Raw genomic sequence first — 13,731 nt, forward strand, 5'->3', positions numbered from 1 at the left:
GGCCTTGCGGTCGAAGTCGCCGCCTTGCAGGAACGAGGTGAAAGCCTTGCGCTCGGGCTGGTCCGGGCCGGTGATGATCACGCCCTGCGGGCGGGCGGCTTTGGCTTCGATCCGGTCGAGCCGGGCCTTGATCTCGTCGAAGGCCTTCGTGTCGATCTGGGGCGCGTTGGCCGGGGCGTTGGGGTCGTCGTTTTCCAATTGGTCGTTTTCCTTTTCGGGGTGGGGTGCCGGGTCGGCAGTTTTGATGGAGGTGATCTGCGCGCCCGGATGACACGGGACGGCAACAACGGAGATTTCGTGCAGGTCGAGCGCGGTGATCGTGCGACCACGGGCGCGCGGGCTGGCGGTCCTGGTCACGAAGCCGATGGAAAGGCCGGAGACTGCGCCCGCGTGGATCATCGCCCGGACCTCGCGAGCGCGGGCCACGTCGTCCACCAGCAAGCGGCCCTTTACGGTCAGGCCCGCCTCGGTCTCGGCGATCTGATCCCAGACGCCGACCACCTGTCCCTGATCGTGCGCCCAGAGCATCGGCAGGGGCAGCATGGCCGTGGCGAATGCGCCCTTCTCGATCACGTCGCCGACGCGATCCGGGCTGCCGAACGGCCACGCGATCCCGGTGATCGCGCCCGCGTCATCGACGGTCAGAGCGGCCTTGATCTCGATACGGTCGCTCATGCTGCAACCTCTTGTTCTTGAGGGCTGCCAGACCAGCGCGCATCGAGGATGTCGAGGGCGAGCGGGAACACCTCCGCCATCGGGCGATTGCGGGCGTAGGTGTCGGTGAGCCGGGCGGCGTCCTGGGGAGCGGTGCCGCCGCCGATCAGGCCAAGCCGGATGATCTCGGGCAGGTCGATCATGCTGAAAGCGCCCGCGACCACGCGCTGATAGATCGCACCGATCCCGGTGTCGGTCAGGCGCTCAAGCTCGGCGATCATCTGGTCAGTAAGGGCGAAGACATGTTCGCCGTCGCCGAAGAACGCGGTGTGCCGGATGCTCATGCTGCTTCTCTTTCTGCGTCGTTGGCAGCCTCGGGGGTGCCGGAGCTGGTGGTGAACGGGTTCTGCAACTGGTCGCCCTCGGGGCGCGGGGGCAGGTTCAGGCCCTGCCTCACCTCATTGGCACTCATTGCACCCATTGCCCGGTATTGGCTGTAGGCGGTGGCGCGGGCAGCGTGGTTCGTGGTCAGGAGGTCATCGACGACAAATTCGCAGTAGAACTGCGCTCGCTCCGCCGGGGTCAGCAGGCAGCGCGCATAGGCCCATGACCAGCTCGTCAGCCACGGTTTCAGGGTGACGGACAGGAACTGCCGGGCCATTTCTTCGGTGTTGCTCCACGTCCCGCGCGACAATTCGAACAACATCGTCGGCGGGACGCGAAACACGCGGGCGATCTCGCGGATTTGTTCGAGCCGGTTCTCGGCGAACTGCGCGTCACTCAACGAGGTTGCAATCGGGGTGTAGCCCATCGCCTCATCAAGCAGCGCAACACCCCCAGCGTTGCGCCCGGAGTGGGTGCTAAACCAGCTCGCCGCCAGCTTTTTCTTCGCCTCGGCGTCGAGGATTTTCGGGCTTGTGATGACGCCGGAGGGTCGCCCGCCATTGCGGAAGAGGTCGCCGATATGGGCTTCGAACGCGACAGCCAGCGCGATGGCCTCGCGGCCAAGGGTGATCGGTGCGACGCCCCCGAACGCCCGGACGTGCAAGACGTCGGTGAAGGGGTGCAACTCGCTGCCGGAATTGGTCGAGACGCGATAGAACGGCGTCCCGTCCGTATCCTCTTGCAGCGCCACGGTGCCGGGCTTCAGCCGGTGCAGCTCAAGCGGCCTGCCGTCCAGACCGCGCACGACAAGGGCGAAGCCGCCAGCGTCGTGCAGCAGAGCGTCGGCGGTGAGCTGAGTGCGCAGCTCCTCGGCGCTGGTCCACTCGTTCGCCTCGCCGTGCATGAGACGGTAGGCGGCGTGGTCGCGCACCGTCGCCTTGTCGGCGCGGTTGAACAGCTTCACGGGCAGGGTGCCGACCGTCTCGGCGATCAACCCGGTGGCGCAAGCGACAGCAGGAACGCGCATGGCGCTGCCGGGGCCGATGTGCATCCCGGTGGCGGTGGGCTGCCCGGCGAACAGCGCCAGCGCCTCGGGGCTGTTCAAGCCGAACGCCTTCTCCTCGGTCTTGAAGCCGAAGGCGGTCTTGATCTTCTGGCCGATGGTCACGCGCGTTTCCTGTCAAGAATTATCTTGACAGTAGAATCTCACATCGCGAATCAGCCGACAAGGAAAATGTTATGTTATATCTTTTGAAAGGTGGTCGATCTTTAGGCCGGGGTAGGCAATGGCGTTGATCAGATCGACGCGCTGTTCAAGCATCCCTTGGGGCATGATCCCATAGCGGCCCGTCATGGTCGCTTCTGCATGGCCCAAGATGAAGCCGAATTGATTATCGAGATATCCGGCGCGGCGAAGTGCATCGGTAGCCCCATGACGGAACGAGTAGAGCGACAGGCCGCGTCCGGTCTTCAGGCCTAGCCGCACCAGATACTTGCCGAACTCGCGGCTGTAATCGGCCATCATCTGCCCCCGCTCGTTCCTCTTCGCGCCGGGGAACAGCCGCTTATCGCCAGCTTCGATCCGCTGCGCGTGGTAGTCGAGAAAGCCCAGCTTGACGAGTTGCGGGTGGACCGGGATTACGCGCATTGAACCCGCCGTTTTCACCTGCTTGCCCTCTTCGTGGGCTTCGCCCTCAGTGGTGACGTGCATGATCCAGCGACCATGCTCCTGTCTCACATCGCTGGTAGAAAGCTGCGCGATCTCGCCCGGTCTAGCGCCAGAGAACAGCATGATCAGGGGCACCCAAAACCGATGATCTCGGATCAGCACCTTGCCGGGGCGCGAGATGTTCCGCCATTCGGTATCGTTCACGCAACCGGCGAAGAGCGGCGAGGCGAACAGCGTGTTCATCTGCTCGCTGCTGAAGGGCAGGGTCTTCGAGCCGCGCTCTTTCGATAGCGCCATCCCGGAGCAGGGGTTGCTCGCGATGTAGCCATTCGCCTCCGCCCAAGAGCAGAACGACGAGAGGCTGGACAGGTAGCGGTTCACCGTCCGATCTGACAGGACGGGGCGCTTCGCGTCTTCATTGGCTTCGACGATCTGGCGGATTGTCATTCCTTTAAAGGCGGCAACCTCGGTCGCCCGCACCGGATATTTGATCAACAGCGCCTTCCATTCCCGGACATGCTTCTTCGTGATCTTCGAGACGGGGAATGTGTGGCCCGTGGTTTCCATGAAGATGCCGATGTCCCGGCAGGCCTCGTCGATCCTGCTCTTCGAGACGTTCCGCGGGTTCTCCTTCCTGAAGGCCTCCACCGCCTCGGCGATGCTCTCGCCCTCCGCCGCCACCTCTTGCTCGGCGCGGGGCGCGCTGCTCGGCGGCTTGACGAGGGGGTCACGGGGCACGCCGGTGTAATCGCCCCGGTCCCGCTCCAAGGTGCGCTGTAGAGCTTCGATCTCGGCCCGCATCATGTGCCGGGCAAGACTGACCCAATCGGGCGTTCCCTGATCCACCAGAAGCCGGTTGCGGGCCAAGTAGTCGTTGACCTCATGCGCGACCAGATCCGTCTCGCCCTTCACCAAGTGCTTGCGCAGGTCGGTCAGCTTCGCCGTGCGAGCCTCAGACGCTAGGGCAGGTGCTTGCTGTTTGACCTGAAGCTCAAGGGTCGCGTCGAGAATCGCCAGCGGTTCGGCCAAGTCCACCTCGCCCTGATCTGCCCGGCGGATCACATCGGCTTCGGCGGCGGCGATCTCAGCCTCTTGGGGCAGGCGCTCACGCTCTGCTTCGTCGCGCTCCATCGTGGCGTTGTAGTGGTCCCAGACGGCGATCTCGCGGTCGGCGGCGACAAGGGTCCGACGGGCGCGCAGGTCGTCGAACTCGGCCAGCCATGACGTGATCTGCGGCCACAACTGGCGCTTCGCTTCACCTTCGTCTTTGGTCCCGAGGGACTTCACCAGCTCCTTCCGACCTATGACTTCGACCAGATCCAGCGGCACGCGCAACCTGGCGTAGTAGGCGGCACCACGCCGCAGAAGGTGACTGAAACGAGCCATGATTGCCCCATGTGGAAGGTCCGTGTGTTACAGTCGTGTGTTACAGTTTTGGCGAAAGTAATCAAGCAATATCAGTTGTTTGAGAGGAATCATGGGCTTGAGTCTAAACCGGGTTATGCTCCCTCCACTCCGACCACTTTTCCTTGAAAATCCCGCAGATGCGCGGCGGCCTGCCGGTCGTCGGCGGCTCATACGACGCATTGTCGCCGACGCAGCGCCTGCGGGTTTGACAGCGCGGCCTTCAGACCGCACCTATGTCCTCCCGCCCCGCTCCCCATGCAAGGACGACGATGACCCGGTTCCGCCTCTTCCTCACCGCGCTGGCGATCGGCCTGCTCTTCGCCCTGGCCGTGCCGCTTTCGGCGCTCGACCGGCTGCTGCCCTCTCTGCTGATCGCGCAGGCGATCGTCGTCGCGGCGCTGCTGCTGCGGGCGGGGCCGACGCTGGACGCCGACCTGCGCGGGCTCGACCCGGTGCGGCGCTGCCGGCTGACCCGCCGGCTGGTGGAGCGTAGCCAGAGCTGCGTCCGGCTGATCGCCCTGTTCTGCATCACCACGGCGGGGCTCCTGGTGCTGACCGCCGCCGGGGCCGAACGGGTGGCGCTGCTGCTGTCGCCGGGGCACGAGAAGATGATGGCCGGGCTGATCGGCTCGGCGCTCGGCCTCTGCATCGCTGCGGTGCCGGAGATCGCCCGCCGCGACCTCGACCTGCTGCGGCTGCAGAAGCGGCTGATCGATCCGCCGGGGCAGCCGGCGGCCATCCGGCGCGACAATGTGGTGCTGCTGCGCCGCGGCCAGCCGAGCGGCTCCGCCGGGCTTTGACCCTCCGCGGGTTGCCGCATCTGCCGGCAGGCCCCATATCGGAGGGATCCCTCCCTTACCTCGCGAGACAGCATGCCCGCTCCGAACTTCGCCTTCGACAACAGCTATGCCCGTGATCTGCCCGGCCTCTATGTCGACTGGCAGGCGGCGCAGGCGCCGGCGCCGCTTCTGCTGCGGCTGAACCACGGGCTGGCCGCCGAGCTGGGGCTCGACCCCGCCGCGCTCGAGGCGCAGGGGGCCGAGATCTTCTCCGGCAACGCCGTGCCCGAGGGGGCGCAGCCCCTCGCGCAGGCCTATGCCGGGCACCAGTTCGGCGGCTTCTCGCCCCAGCTCGGCGACGGGCGGGCGCTCCTGCTGGGCGAGGTGACCGGGCCGGGCGGGCGGCGCGACATCCAGCTGAAGGGCTCCGGCCGCACGCCCTTCTCGCGCGGCGGCGACGGCAAGGCGGCGCTGGGGCCGGTGCTGCGCGAATACCTGATCGGCGAGGCGATGCACGCCCTTGGCATCCCCACCTCGCGGGCGCTGGCCGCCGTGGCCACCGGCGAGCCGGTGCTGCGGCAGGAGGGCCGGCTGCCCGGCGCCGTGCTGACCCGGGTGGCGGCGAGCCATATCCGCGTCGGCACCTTCCAGTTCTTCGCCGCGCGCGGCGAGCAGGACAAGCTGCGCCAATTGGCCGATTACGCCATCGCCCGGCACTACCCGCAGGCCGCGGAGGCCGAGAACCCCTATCTCGCCTTCTTCGAGGCGGTGCAGGAGGCGCAGGCCGCGCTGGTGGCGCGCTGGATGCTGGTCGGCTTCATCCACGGCGTGATGAACACCGACAATGTGGCGATCTCGGGCGAGACCATCGACTACGGCCCCTGCGCCTTCATGGAGGCCTATGCCCCCGGCACGGTCTTCTCCTCGATCGACGCGCAGGGCCGCTATGCCTATGCCAACCAGCCCTTGATCCTCGGCTGGAACCTCGCGCGGCTGGCCGAGGCGCTGCTGCCGCTGATCGACGCCGATCAGGACAAAGCCATCGAGAAGGCCATGGCGGTGCTGGGCCGCGTGTCGGAGCGCTACCGCGCCCATTGGCTGGCGGGGATGCGCGACAAGCTGGGGCTGGCGGGCGAGGATCCGGGCGACATGGATCTGGCCGAGGGGCTCTTGGCGGCGATGGAAGGGCAGGGCGCCGACTGGACGCTGACCTTCCGCCGCTTGGGCGAGGCGGGCGAGGACGCGGGCGCGCTGCGGCCGCTCTTCGCCGATCCGACGGCGCTCGACGCCTGGCTGCCGCGCTGGCGCGCCCGCCGCGCGCCGGATGCCGCCGCGCGGATGGCCGCGGTGAACCCGCTCTACATCCCGCGCAACCATCTGGTCGAGGCGGCGCTGGAAGCCGCCGGCCGCGGCGAGATGCTGCCCTTCGACACACTGCTGGCGGTGGTCACCGAGCCCTTCGCCGAGCGCCCGGGGCTCGACGCCTATGCCCTGCCGGCGCCGTCGGATTTCGGCCCCTACCGCACCTTCTGCGGCACCTGACCGCCGAACGCGGGGCTGGCGTCGCAGGAGTATTTGAGCAAAGAAGAAACGCGAAACGCGCGCGGGGGATCCGACATGCAGACGGGACGGGTGGCATTTCTGGAGCATCTGGGCGGGGTGCTTCAGGGCATCGAGGCCGAGGGGCTGACGAAGCGCGAGCGGCTGATCACCTCGGCGCAGGGCGCGCGGGTCGAGGTGGCGGGGCGCGAGGTGATCAACCTCTGCGCCAACAACTACCTCGGGCTCGCCGATCATCCGGCGCTGGTGGCGGCGGCGAAGCGGGCGATGGACGAGCATGGCTACGGCATGGCCTCGGTCCGCTTCATCTGCGGCACCCAGGATCTGCACCGCGAGCTGGAGGGGCGCATCGCGCGCTTTCTCGGCAAGGACGACGCGATCCTCTTCGCCGCCTGTTTCGACGCCAATGGCGGGCTCTTCGAGCCGCTCCTGGGGCCGGAGGATGCGGTGATCTCCGACGCGCTGAACCATGCCTCGATCATCGACGGCATCCGGCTCTGCAAGGCCAAGCGCTACCGCTACGCCAATTCCGACATGGCGGAGCTGGAGACGCGGCTGCAGGAGGCGCGGGAGGCGGGGGCGCGCTTCATCCTCATCGCCACCGACGGCGTCTTCTCGATGGACGGTTATCTCGCGAAGCTGCCCGAGATCACCGCGCTGGCCGAACGCTACGGCGCGCTGGTGATGGTGGATGACTGCCATGCCACCGGCTTCATGGGGCCAGAGGGGCGCGGCACGCCTGCGCATCACGGGGTGGAGGTGGATATCCTCACCGGCACGCTGGGCAAGGCGCTGGGCGGCGCGCTCGGCGGCTATATCGCCGGGCCGCAGGCGGTGGTTGACCTCTTGCGCCAGCGGGCGCGGCCCTACCTTTTCTCGAATGCTCTGCCGCCCGCCGTGGTTGCCGCCGGGATCGCGGCGCTCGATCTGGTGGAGGCGGCGGATGACCTGCGCGCGCAGCTTTTCGACAATGCCGCGCATTGGCGGGCGGGGCTGACCGACGCGGGCTTCCGGCTTCTGCCCGGCGAGCATCCGATCATCCCGGTGATGCTGGACGAGGGCAGGCTGGCGCAGGCCATGGCCGAGGCGCTGTTCAAGCGCGGCGTCTATGTGGCGGGATTCTTCTTTCCGGTTGTGCCGAAGGGGCAGGCGCGGATCAGGACGCAGATGAACGCGGCGCTCAGCCGCGCCGATCTCGATCTGGCGCTGCAAGCCTTCCGCGAGGCGGGGCGCGAGGTGGGGGCGATATGACCAACGAGATGACGGCGCTGGTGAAGGCGAGGGCGGAGCCCGGTCTCTGGCGCGAGACGCGGCCGGTGCCCGAGATCGGGCCGGACGACGTGCTGATCCGGGTCCGGAAGACCGGGATCTGCGGCACCGACATCCATATCTGGAATTGGGACGACTGGGCGGCGCGCACCGTGCCGGTGCCCTTGGTGACCGGCCACGAATTCGCCGGCGAGATCGTCGAACTGGGCCGCGACGTGGAGGGGCTCTCCCTCGGCCAGCGCTGCTCGGGTGAGGGGCATCTGATCGGGCGGCACTCGCGCCAGAGCCGGGCGGGCAAGTTCCACCTCGATCCCGAGACGCGCGGCATCGGGGTGAACGAGCCCGGCGCCTTTGCCGAATACCTGCGGCTGCCGGCCTTCAACGTGGTGCCCTTGCCCGATGCGATCGATGACGAGATCGGCGCGATCCTCGATCCCTTGGGCAATGCGGTCCACACCGCGCTCAGTTTCGATCTGGTGGGCGAGGATGTGCTGATCACCGGGGCCGGGCCAATCGGGATCATGGCCGCTGCGGTGGCGCGGCATGTCGGCGCCCGGCATGTGGTCATCACCGACGTGAACCCGGCGCGGCTGGCGCTGGCCGCCGAGGTGGCCGATGTCACCCCGGTGAACGTCGCCATGGAGGATCTGCGCGCGGTCATGGCGCGGCTGAAGATCGTGCAGGGTTTCGATGTCGGGATGGAGATGTCGGGGGCGCAGGTGGCGCTCGACCAGATGGTTGAGGCCATGGTGATGGGCGGCCGGATCGCAATGCTCGGCATTCCCCCCGGCAAGTCGCCGGTGGACTGGAGCCGGATCGTCTTCAAGGCGATCACCATCAAGGGCGTCTACGGTCGCGAGATCTTCGAGACCTGGTACAAGATGATCGCCATGCTGGAAAACGGCCTCGACGTGCGCCGGGTCATCACCCACCGCTTTCCGGTCGCACAGTTCGAGCAGGGTTTCGCCGCGATGCGCTCGGGGCAGAGCGGCAAGGTGGTTCTCGACTGGGGCTGAGGCGGGCGGGGGCTTGCCCCGCCCAAAGCTTCAGAAGATCAGCGCCAGAAGGCCGACCACGACCAGAAGGCCGATCAGGAAGATGAAGCCGATGGTGCCGCCGATGAACTTGAACATTTGAATTCCTTTCCGTTGGGTCGGGAAATCAACGCGGCCCGGCGGGAAAGGTTTCCTGCCGTCGCAGGTTCAGGCCCGAAGTCAGGCGGCGTGGTCGTGGTGTGCGGCGCTGCGGCGGAAGGCCAGGTTGGATTCCGCCGTCACCAGCCGGCAGACCACGCCGTCGCGCCGGTAGTCCAGCGTCACCTCGCCGTTGAAGTCGTCGGCCAGCACGCTGCGGATCAGGAAGCTGCCGAAGCCGCTGGAGGCGGGCTCGGTCACCGCCGGGCCGCCGGTCTCGCGCCATTCCAGCACGAAATCCTCGCCGTCGGTCCGCCAGCCCAGCCGCACCCGGCCTTCGGGCACCGTCAGCGCGCCGTATTTCATCGCATTGCTCGCCAGCTCGTTCAGCGCCAGCGCCAGCGAGAAGACATGCCGCTCGGCCAGATGCAGCGGCTGGCCCTCGACCTTGATCTGGCCGATGGCCTGCCGGAACGGGGCGAGCGAGCTTTCGACCACGGCGCGGATGTCGGCGGCCTCGTGATCCTCGCTCATCAGCACCGATTGAGCGTTGCCCAGCGTGGTCAGCCGTCGGAGCAGCCGCTCGTTGGCCTCCTTGACGGTCTGTGAACTGCGGTAGGTCTGGTTGGCGATGGCCGAGACGATGGCCAGCGTGTTCTTCATCCGGTGCATCAGCTCGCCGTTGCGGATGCGCGCCTTGCGCTCGGCCTCGACCGAAGACGTGGTCTCGACCACGGTGTCCATCAGCCCGCGGACCACGCCTTCCTCGTCGCGCAGCGGGCTGTAGGCGAAGGTGAAATAGGCCTTCTCCATCTGGCCGGAGCGGTCGATCTCGACCTCGTGGTTCTCGAAGAACACCGACTCCCCGCGCATCGTCGCCTCGACGAAGGGGCTGACGGCCTCCCAGGCCTCGGCCCAGTTCTCGGCCATCGGCTTTCCCAGCGGCGCGGGCTTCATCCCGAGGATCGGGCGAAAGGCGTCGTTATGGATGGTGATCAGATCGGGACCCCAGGCGACGAAGGCGGGGAAGGGGGAGTTGAGCACATTCGAGACAGAGATCCGCAGGGCGGCCGGCCAGTTTTCCATCGGTCCCAGGGATGTTCGGGACCAATCGAAGGCCGCCACCTGACGCCCCATCTCGCCACCACCATTCAGAAAACCAGGCTGAAGGTCCTGTCCCGCCAATCGCACTCTCCCCCAGCGTCCAAAGCCGATGATCCGAAACCGAAGTCATCGCAGTGAAATCATCCTTAACAAGGCTGGAATGAGCAAAAACCGATTAGGTTCCAGAAAGTTGTCTATGAGACTCGGTTTTTTTGGCGCATATCGGCGAAACCTCGCCGATGGTGGCGAGGCCTCGCCGATCCGCCTATTCGTTACGCTGCGTTACGCTGGCAAGAGCGGCGCTCAATAGTTGCCGGGCGGATCGCTGGCCGGAAACGATTCGTCGAGCTCCTCGTCGGTCTCGTCCCAGTCGCGCGGCGGCGTCTGCATCGAGCGCGTCCCGGCGTTGCGGATCTCGCGGAAGCCGCCGCGGTCGGACTTCATCAGCTGACGCACGGCCAGCGCCCCGAAGGCGCCGAGCACGACAGCCGAGGCGATCATGACGGCGGAGGAGCGGTTGTCGGAAGTGAAGGTCATCAAGAAGCCTTTCCTGCTGCGCAATGGATACCTGAAAAAACGCGCGGGCCGGGGGAAGGGTTCCCCGGCCCGCGTAGGGGCTCACTTCGCCAGCGTCGGCTCGCGGTCCCAGAAGCGGAGCGCCCGGCAGGCCTTGACGAAGCCCTCGACCGAGGCTGCGTCGAGCGGCATGTAGCCGCCGTCCACCTTCGCCTGCAGCGCGGTGGCGGCGATCAGCGCCTCGGCTCCGTGATGGCCGATCAGCTTGCAATGCGCATGGGCATCCTTCAGGAAATCCTGCGCCGAAGGATGGCCTGCGATCAGCTCCGCCTCCTTGCCCGGCAGGATCACCACGGCGTCGAACACCACCGAAGGGCCGCCGCCGATCTTCTCGTCCGCCACATGCAGCATGCCGGCGCTGTCGCGCACGCCGCCGATCTGCGGCGCCACCAGCTTCAGCATCGCCCCTTCGGCGCTCAGCGCGTCCTTCAGCGCCGCCAGCAGCTGGGCGTCCACGCCATTGCCGACCAGCGCGCCCACCGTGCGGCCGGAGAAATCCTCCGGCCCGTTCTTCAGGATGCTCAGCGCATCCGAGGGCGGCAGGTCCTGCCGCGTCGGTCGCGCGGCGGGAGCGGGATCCGGCATCTCGGCCAGCCCCAACCCGGTGCAGACCGTCTCGGCCAGCGCCCCGTCGATGTTCAGCAGATGGGCGACGACCCGGGCGCGGATGTCCTCCACCTGGCATTTCGACAGCTCGAAGATCAGCGCATTGGCGATGTGGCCCTGCTCGGCCGGGGTCTGGCTGATGTAGAACTGCCGCGCCTGGCTGTAATGGTCGGCGAAGCTCTCCGGCCGCAGCCGCCGCTTCTCGCCCTCCTCCTTCACCACGAAGGAGACATAGCCCTCCAGCGGATGCGCCCGCGGGCCTTCGCCCCAGCTGTTCGGCTCGTAATTCACCCGGCCCTTGCGGTTGCCGGTCTGCATGTGGCCGTCCTGCTGGTAGTTGTGCACCGGGCAGCCGCGCGGCGCGTTCACCGCCAGCTTGGTGAAGTTGGGCGACCCCAACCGCTTCAGCTGGGTGTCGAGATAGGAGAAGTTGCGGCCCTGCAGCAGCGGGTCATCGGTGAAATCGATCCCCGGCACCACGTTCTGCGTGCAGAAGGCGACCTGCTCCGTCTCCTCGAAGAAGTTGTCGACCACCCGATCCAGCGTCAGCGTGCCGACGATCTCCACCGGCACCAGCTCCTCGGGGATGATCTTCGTCGGGTCGAGCACGTCGAAGTCGAAGCTGTCGGCGAAGTCCTCGTCGAACAGCTGCACGCCCAGATCCCATTCCGGGAAGTCGCCGGCCTTGATCGCATCCCAGAGGTCGCGGCGGTGGCGGTCAGGGTCGAAGCCGTTGATCTTCAGCGCCTCGTCCCAGAGCACCGACTGCAGCCCCTGCTTCGGCTTCCAGTGGAACTTCACGAAGGTCGACTTGCCGGCCTTGTTCACGAAGCGGAAGGTGTGGACGCCGAAGCCCTCCATGGTGCGGAAGCTCTTCGGGATGGTCCGGTCCGACATCTGCCACATGACCATGTTCATGGCTTCGGGGGTCAGCGAGATGAAATCCCAGAAGTTGTCATGCGCCGACTGCGCCTGCGGGAAGCCGCGGTCCGGGGCGGGCTTCACCGCATGGACCAGATCGGGGAACTTGATCGCGTCCTGGATGAAGAACACCGGGATGTTGTTGCCGACCAGATCCCAGTTGCCCTCGTCGGTGTAGAACTTCACCGCGAAGCCACGCACGTCGCGGGCGAGGTCGGGCGACCCCTTGGAGCCCGCGACGGTCGAGAAGCGCACGAAGGTCTCGGTGATCGTGCCCTCGGCCTGGAAGGGCGCGGCGCGGGTGATGTCGCCCAAGGCCTTGGTGCATTCGAAGATGCCATGCGCGCCGAAGCCGCGGGCATGCACCACGCGCTCCGGAATACGCTCGTGGTCGAAGTGGAAGATCTTCTCGCGCAGCACGAAATCTTCCAGCAGCGTCGGCCCCGGCGCGCCGACCCTCAACGAGTTCTGGTTGTCGGAGATCGTCACGCCCTGCGCGGTGGTCAGCCGGGGATCGCCCTCTCCGGCATGCTGGTGAAACTCGCCGCCGGCGCCGTAATCCGAAACGAGATGCTCGAAACTACCGGGACGGTGCGCTGGCTTGTCATCTGCCGACATCTGCAGCTCCTGTTGTCTGGGGATATGAGGCGCGGCAGCCCTGCCGCGCCGGGTCGATCGTGGTCTCGTGCGCCCGGCTCACTCCGGGCTGAAGGATTTCACCAGCGAGCAGGCCTGGTTCCACAGCGGCGAATTGCCGGGGGAGGGCGGCGCTTCCGAGGCGGTGGTGGTGTCGGTCGCGGCCGGCGCGCCGGCATCGCCAGCGCCATCCGTCGCCGCGCCATCCGTCGCAGCACCGCCCGTCGCGGCGCCATCCGCGGGGGCCGTGTCGCCGAGGCTGGGGCCGCCGGCGCCGCCCATCGAGCCCGCGTCGATCAGGAAAGCGGCGCAGTCGCGCTTGGCGATCTCCTTGGTCTCGGGGTCGAGCGTGGCCCAACGGGCCTCGACATCCTCGGTCGGGCGGATCTCGGACATGGTCGCGTCGGTGAAGAACACGTCGCGCACGGCCTCGTTCCAGCTTTGGGCGGCGATGTCCTGCTCGCTCCCCGTGCCGGTGGCGGAGGCCTGCGGCGTCTCGGGGTCGCTGCCCTGGGCGGGATCGCCCTGTGCGAGCGCCGTCTGGCCGAGACCGGCGGCGAGGAGGGCGACGAGCGACAGCTTGAACGGGGAAAGGGTCATGGTATGTGTCCTTATTACTGAAACAGGCGCCGGTGCATCGCGCCAGCATGGGCTGACAACAGGATGCCGCGGCGATTGTTCCGTTGCCCGGCATCTTCCTCCGGGTCGGCCCACCCGCCCGTCCGTCCCGTCCGCCCGTCCCCGCCAGAGGAAGACCAGCCATGCCCGCCAGCTTCTGCAACCGCCCCGCGCCCCTCGTCGCCGCCGAGCTTCTGGGCGCGCTGCTGACCGTGCGCGGCTGCGGCGGGCGGGTGGTTGAGACCGAGGCCTATGCCGCCGACGACCCCGCCTCGCACAGTTTCCGCGGCCCGGGCCTTCGCAACGCCGCGATGTTCGGCCCGCCGGGCCGGGCCTATGTCTACCGCTCCTACGGCATCCACTGGTGCCTGAACGTGGTCTGCCTGCCCGGCGAGGCCGTGCTGATCCGCGCGCT

14 protein-coding genes are annotated in these 13,731 nt (G+C 67.3%); 5 read left to right on the forward strand and 9 right to left on the reverse strand.

Features of this window, described 5'->3' with window-relative positions; genetic code table 11:
* The 4 genes from C5F48_RS17355 to C5F48_RS17370 form a co-directional block, all read right to left on the reverse strand.
* A partial coding sequence (locus C5F48_RS17355; RefSeq protein ID WP_107665121.1) for an HK97 family phage prohead protease occupies window positions 1-675 on the reverse strand: 675 nt, incomplete at its 3' end.
* Window positions 672-998, reverse strand: a complete 327-nt coding sequence (locus C5F48_RS17360) for a gene transfer agent family protein (RefSeq protein WP_107665122.1) — start codon at window positions 996-998, stop codon at window positions 672-674. The genes C5F48_RS17355 and C5F48_RS17360, both read right to left, overlap by 4 nt.
* Entirely contained in the window at window positions 995-2,206 is a 1,212-nt protein-coding gene (locus C5F48_RS17365) for a phage portal protein (RefSeq protein WP_245941404.1), read from the reverse strand. Before C5F48_RS17365 ends, C5F48_RS17360 begins: the two co-directional genes overlap by 4 nt.
* 69 nt (window positions 2,207-2,275) lie before the next feature.
* Window positions 2,276-4,093 (reverse strand): site-specific integrase, encoded by a 1,818-nt coding sequence (locus C5F48_RS17370; protein ID WP_107665123.1) that lies wholly within the window; start codon window positions 4,091-4,093, stop codon window positions 2,276-2,278.
* Window positions 4,094-4,383: 290 nt separating this feature from the next.
* Between C5F48_RS17370 and C5F48_RS17375 the strand changes: the two genes are divergently transcribed.
* From C5F48_RS17375 to tdh, 4 genes are all read left to right on the forward strand, one after another.
* Complete coding sequence (locus tag C5F48_RS17375; protein WP_107665124.1) at window positions 4,384-4,914, forward strand: hypothetical protein; 531 nt, start codon at window positions 4,384-4,386, stop codon at window positions 4,912-4,914.
* A 72-nt stretch (window positions 4,915-4,986) separates the two neighbouring features.
* On the forward strand, window positions 4,987-6,435 hold the full coding sequence (locus tag C5F48_RS17380; RefSeq protein ID WP_107665125.1) for a protein adenylyltransferase SelO: 1,449 nt from the start codon (window positions 4,987-4,989) through the stop codon (window positions 6,433-6,435).
* Between the two features lie 75 nt (window positions 6,436-6,510).
* Window positions 6,511-7,704, forward strand: coding sequence for a glycine C-acetyltransferase (locus C5F48_RS17385; RefSeq protein WP_107665126.1), 1,194 nt, complete (start codon window positions 6,511-6,513; stop codon window positions 7,702-7,704).
* Window positions 7,705-7,712: 8 nt separating this feature from the next.
* Window positions 7,713-8,738, forward strand: coding sequence for an L-threonine 3-dehydrogenase (tdh, locus tag C5F48_RS17390; RefSeq protein WP_107665133.1), 1,026 nt, complete (start codon window positions 7,713-7,715; stop codon window positions 8,736-8,738).
* Between the two features lie 30 nt (window positions 8,739-8,768).
* Here the strand turns inward: tdh and C5F48_RS26575 are convergent, their stop codons facing one another.
* The 5 genes from C5F48_RS26575 to C5F48_RS17415 form a co-directional block, all read right to left on the reverse strand.
* Window positions 8,769-8,855 carry a small membrane protein YohP gene (locus C5F48_RS26575; RefSeq protein ID WP_107665127.1) on the reverse strand — a complete coding sequence of 29 codons (87 nt, stop codon included), beginning with the start codon at window positions 8,853-8,855 and terminating at the stop codon, window positions 8,769-8,771.
* A gap of 81 nt (window positions 8,856-8,936) precedes the next feature.
* The gene (locus tag C5F48_RS17400) at window positions 8,937-9,941 is read right to left on the reverse strand and encodes a sensor histidine kinase (RefSeq protein WP_170139630.1); all 1,005 of its coding nucleotides are present in this window, start codon (window positions 9,939-9,941) and stop codon (window positions 8,937-8,939) included.
* A gap of 321 nt (window positions 9,942-10,262) precedes the next feature.
* Window positions 10,263-10,496: a hypothetical protein gene (locus C5F48_RS17405; protein WP_107665129.1), complete on the reverse strand. Its 234-nt coding sequence runs from the start codon at window positions 10,494-10,496 to the stop codon at window positions 10,263-10,265.
* Window positions 10,497-10,577: 81 nt separating this feature from the next.
* Entirely contained in the window at window positions 10,578-12,680 is a 2,103-nt protein-coding gene (locus C5F48_RS17410) for a catalase (protein WP_107665130.1), read from the reverse strand.
* A 78-nt stretch (window positions 12,681-12,758) separates the two neighbouring features.
* Entirely contained in the window at window positions 12,759-13,298 is a 540-nt protein-coding gene (locus C5F48_RS17415) for a hypothetical protein (RefSeq protein WP_107665131.1), read from the reverse strand.
* A gap of 161 nt (window positions 13,299-13,459) precedes the next feature.
* Between C5F48_RS17415 and C5F48_RS17420 the strand changes: the two genes are divergently transcribed.
* Window positions 13,460-13,731, forward strand: a 272-nt coding sequence (locus C5F48_RS17420; RefSeq protein ID WP_181247720.1) for a DNA-3-methyladenine glycosylase, incomplete at its 3' end; no start/stop codon positions are given.

The organism is Cereibacter changlensis JA139, assembly GCF_003034985.1.
Classification (GTDB): Bacteria; Pseudomonadota; Alphaproteobacteria; order Rhodobacterales; family Rhodobacteraceae; genus Cereibacter; species Cereibacter changlensis.

What these genes read in the sequence shown, in the direction of transcription:
- C5F48_RS17360 (WP_107665122.1), bottom strand. Translation starts at nt 998, where the DNA reads ATGAGCATCCGGCACACCGCGTTCTTCGGCGACGGCGAACATGTCTTC.
- C5F48_RS17370 (WP_107665123.1), bottom strand. Translation starts at nt 4,093, where the DNA reads ATGGCTCGTTTCAGTCACCTTCTGCGGCGTGGTGCCGCCTACTACGCC.
- C5F48_RS17375 (WP_107665124.1), top strand. Translation starts at nt 4,384, where the DNA reads ATGACCCGGTTCCGCCTCTTCCTCACCGCGCTGGCGATCGGCCTGCTC.
- C5F48_RS17380 (WP_107665125.1), top strand. Translation starts at nt 4,987, where the DNA reads ATGCCCGCTCCGAACTTCGCCTTCGACAACAGCTATGCCCGTGATCTG.
- C5F48_RS17385 (WP_107665126.1), top strand. Translation starts at nt 6,511, where the DNA reads ATGCAGACGGGACGGGTGGCATTTCTGGAGCATCTGGGCGGGGTGCTT.
- tdh (WP_107665133.1), top strand. Translation starts at nt 7,713, where the DNA reads ATGACGGCGCTGGTGAAGGCGAGGGCGGAGCCCGGTCTCTGGCGCGAG.
- C5F48_RS26575 (WP_107665127.1), bottom strand. Translation starts at nt 8,855, where the DNA reads ATGTTCAAGTTCATCGGCGGCACCATCGGCTTCATCTTCCTGATCGGC.
- C5F48_RS17400 (WP_170139630.1), bottom strand. Translation starts at nt 9,941, where the DNA reads ATGGAAAACTGGCCGGCCGCCCTGCGGATCTCTGTCTCGAATGTGCTC.
- C5F48_RS17405 (WP_107665129.1), bottom strand. Translation starts at nt 10,496, where the DNA reads ATGACCTTCACTTCCGACAACCGCTCCTCCGCCGTCATGATCGCCTCG.
- C5F48_RS17410 (WP_107665130.1), bottom strand. Translation starts at nt 12,680, where the DNA reads ATGTCGGCAGATGACAAGCCAGCGCACCGTCCCGGTAGTTTCGAGCAT.
- C5F48_RS17415 (WP_107665131.1), bottom strand. Translation starts at nt 13,298, where the DNA reads ATGACCCTTTCCCCGTTCAAGCTGTCGCTCGTCGCCCTCCTCGCCGCC.